At 57.3% G+C, this 3,564-nt stretch carries 2 protein-coding genes; both read right to left on the bottom strand.

Annotated features, from left to right (window positions below):
- Positions 1-115: 115 nt before the first annotated feature.
- Complete coding sequence (locus PG887_RS21945; RefSeq protein WP_185975442.1) at positions 116-1,597, bottom strand: methyl-accepting chemotaxis protein; 1,482 nt, start codon at positions 1,595-1,597, stop codon at positions 116-118.
- Positions 1,597-2,448, bottom strand: coding sequence for a diguanylate cyclase (locus tag PG887_RS21940; protein ID WP_182975784.1), 852 nt, complete (start codon positions 2,446-2,448; stop codon positions 1,597-1,599). Before PG887_RS21940 ends, PG887_RS21945 begins: the two co-directional genes overlap by 1 nt.
- Between the last annotated feature and the right edge of the window lie 1,116 nt (positions 2,449-3,564).

The raw sequence follows: 3,564 nt of genomic DNA, 5'->3' as shown, positions 1-3,564 counted from the left end.
ATCGGCTCAAACATGAAGAAATGAAATGACTGAGTCAGCCGAGAAGAATTTCCCCGCTTATTCGCACCTTCCCTAGAAAAACGGCGCCCAGGCCGGGCGCCGTTAGCGGGGCAAATTACAGTGTGAACTGGGCCAATTCACCGTTGAGGGTCTGGTTCTGACGGCGAACCTGCTGCGCCTGTTCGGTCACGCCCTGCCCCAGTTCGCCCAGGCGCACCGACAGCCCCTTGACCGACTCCACGTTGCGGCTGATCTCTTCAGCTACCGAGCTCTGCTCATGGGCGGCGGTCGCCACCTGGGCATTCATGGCATTGACACTGCCGATGCGTGATTCGATGCCCTGCAGCACCTCCTGCAGCGAGGCGGCGATGTCATTTGCGTGCTGCACCGCCTGCTGGTTCTTCTGCATGCCGTCGTAGGCGACATCGGAGGCCTGTTGCAGCTGATGGATGATCACCTCTATCTCCTTGGTGCTCTGCTGGGTCTTGCTGGCCAGCGCCCGCACCTCGTCTGCTACCACCGCAAAGCCGCGGCCCTGCTCACCGGCCCGCGCCGCCTCGATGGCGGCATTGAGTGCCAGCAGGTTGGTCTGCTCGGCGATGCTCTGGATCACCACCACTATGTTGCCGATTTCGGCGGAGGTCTCGCGCAGCGTCTGCAACTGGCTGGCGGAACCATCCATGTCGGTGCGCAGCGCGGCGATCAGTGAGAAGTTTTCCTGGACTCGGGCATAGCCCTCGCTGGCAAAGCGATTCGCTTCGTGGGTGGCCTCGGCCGTGGTTTCGGCATGCTGGGCCACCTCGTTGGCGGTCATCGACATCTCGTGCAGCGCCGTGGCGACCTGTTCGATCTCCTGCTGTTGCTGCTCGATATGCTCGTGGGTCTGGGCGGCCACCTGCTCCAGTCGGTCGGTGGAGCTGTTGACCTGGCGCCCGATCTGGGTCAGCCCGGAAACCAGCTCGGCCAGGGTCACCATCACCGCATTGAATGCCTTGGCCAGACGGCCCAGCTCGTCGTCACGCCCGGTGGGCAGACGCTGGGTCAGGTCGCCACGGCCACTGGCCATCTGCTCCAGCAAGCGGGTCACGGCATTGAGCGGTGTGACCACGATGCGCTTCATGGCGATGAAAATCAGCGCCGAGATACCGGCCAGCAGCAGCACTATCAGGCCGATCAGCACCTGCATCAGGGCCCCCAGGCTGGCGGCAACCGGGCCTGTGTCGTACTGGATTTCCATCCGCCCCGTGACGTCCTCGCCATGGTGGATATCGGCCTGGGCCGCCAGCAAGTCGCCGGTGGCGGGGCGCTGCGCCTCGGCCAGCAACTTGCCCCTGTGGTCTGTGATGCGGATGCTGGCGATCTGCGGCTGGCTTACCAGTGCCTCGGCCAGCTTCTTGCCCTGTTCATAGTCATAGGTAAAAACAGGCTCATCCAGTGCCACCTGGGCCAACTCGCCCAGTGCGGCGGTCTGGGCAGAAAATTCTGCCTGTAGATGGCGCGCCAGCACCCAACGCCCACCGGTCAGGCCCAGCAGGGTGCCCAGCAGGCCCGCCACCAGCAGCAGGCAGACGATCTTGCTATTAAGAGTTTTTGGCATTACTCAGTTACCTCACGGGTGTAATCAAACCAGAGTTCGGCGCGCTGCAGCGGCGTGCTTGCCGGCAGATCCGGGTTATCCAGATAGATGGCGGTGCGCTGTTTCATGTTGGAACCTTGCAGCACCGCCTTGATGGCAGGATGGGCATAAAAGTAGCGATCGAAGCTGCCATCGGCGATGGCCTGCTCCAGCCCCTGCTCGATGCGCTGCGCCAGCTGAGCATTGTGCTGGCTGACAAAGAAGTAGAGCGGCATCTTGTAGATCAGCAGCAGGTGAGGTTCCACCATCAGGGGGAAGCCTCGCTGCTCGTCAAGCTCGCGCAATGCCTCGCCGGCGCCGCGCGGATAGTAGTCAAAGCGGCCGCCATCCAGCATGGGGTAGAGGCTGGCGGTCTTGACCGCCGTCACCACATTGAGCCCGGCCTCCCTGAGGATGCGGGTGTCGGTCCAGAAGCGGCCTTGACCGGCCTTGAGTCTGGCCAGCTCCTCCAGGGTGCGGATCGGGGCAAAGCGGGCCGCATCCTGCTGGCGGATCACCAGCAGGCGGTGGCCCAGCAGCCCCTTGTACAAGGGGATGCGCACCGGCAAGAGACGGCGCTCCAGATCCTGGTTGGTCGCCGCCCAGAACAGATCCAGGCCGCCGCGCTCAATCTCGGCGATACGGCTCTCGTCGTTCTGCTCCTCGGCGGCAAAGCTGAACTGGTAGGGCTCCTCGCTATAGGAGAGTGCGAGTTTGAGCAGGCCCAGTTCGTAATTTTCCTCCGGATTGGGCAAATAGGGCAGTTTCAGGGGGGTGGCCGAGGCAACGGATGCGACAAACACCAGCGCCAGCATCGTTATCAATCGCGTCATTTTTTTCTCTATCCTGTCGGGAAATATTTCAGCGTTATCAGCATGAATTAATCTCAACTGCATCATGGTGACAAGGGGCGATATGCATCAGCACCCATATCTGCTGCGTGCGCAGCGATGAGATTGGTTCGCTATAGATGATTGGTGAAGATAGCCATCTTTGCCACTATTAGCGTGTTACATTAACAAAGAAGCATATTTTATGCGCATTGTGCGCAAAATAGGTTCCGGATGCAATGTCAAACGCCCTGATAGTGACGCGTGCCGCTCTGCCATTAAGGGTATGGCACCTGAAAGGGATTAATTCCGCAGCTTGTTTTCGGAATTGACGAGAGCACAATGCCACACTGCTGCCACAATGCAGCCAACCTGTAACCACATTATCACCACCATCCTTGCCACAATCCCAACACTCTATGACCACAAACCTGCCACACTGTTACCACCGTTGTACCACAGTGTTCACACAGTAGATGCCGTACTAATTTGATCGCATTGACAAATTTTCTGGTCACAAATAGCCCATTCCCCGTTACTCCCTACTCTGGGCGCATGATAGGCAATAACAATCAAACGGGTTGGAATGTACGTAATCAGAAACGAGTTTTTTGGTATCTCACTTTGCGCCCGAACAACAACAGTCGCGGGATGAACGTACCTCGACTAACGGAAAGCACGTGCGCTTCTGTAGGGAGTAACGGAGCATGTGACCAGTGCACGGCTATTGCGATCAGTGTGAATCCGGTTGGAAACTGTGGTGATTGAGATCAGCACCTCGTTGTCCACTAATTTTGGCGGCATGGCCGCACTGTATTCCGAATGCAGCCAAGCGCACTGGAAACAATCCAGGCATTTGTGAATATGAACACATCAAAAAACACCCATATGAGTACAATAAACAGCCTCATTGTGTTATTCCATTTATAAACAATGAGTTAATGCGGTTTTTGCATCATAAATTCAATTTTCTATCGGGATAACTGAAGACATGGATATGAAGTTGACACCCTTCCTTTTGGCTTGTATCGGTATCACTGGTCTAAGGAAGGTGCGAACAAGTCCCTGATATGAGATCATGTTTGTCATCTGGAGCCATGAAAAAGGGTTCATCATGAG

The organism is Aeromonas sp. QDB14 (assembly GCF_027707845.1).
In the GTDB taxonomy this organism is placed as follows: domain Bacteria; phylum Pseudomonadota; class Gammaproteobacteria; order Enterobacterales; family Aeromonadaceae; genus Aeromonas; species Aeromonas caviae.
The sequence above is the reverse complement of the archived record's forward strand: the minus strand, read 5'-3'. Positions and strand labels throughout refer to the sequence as shown.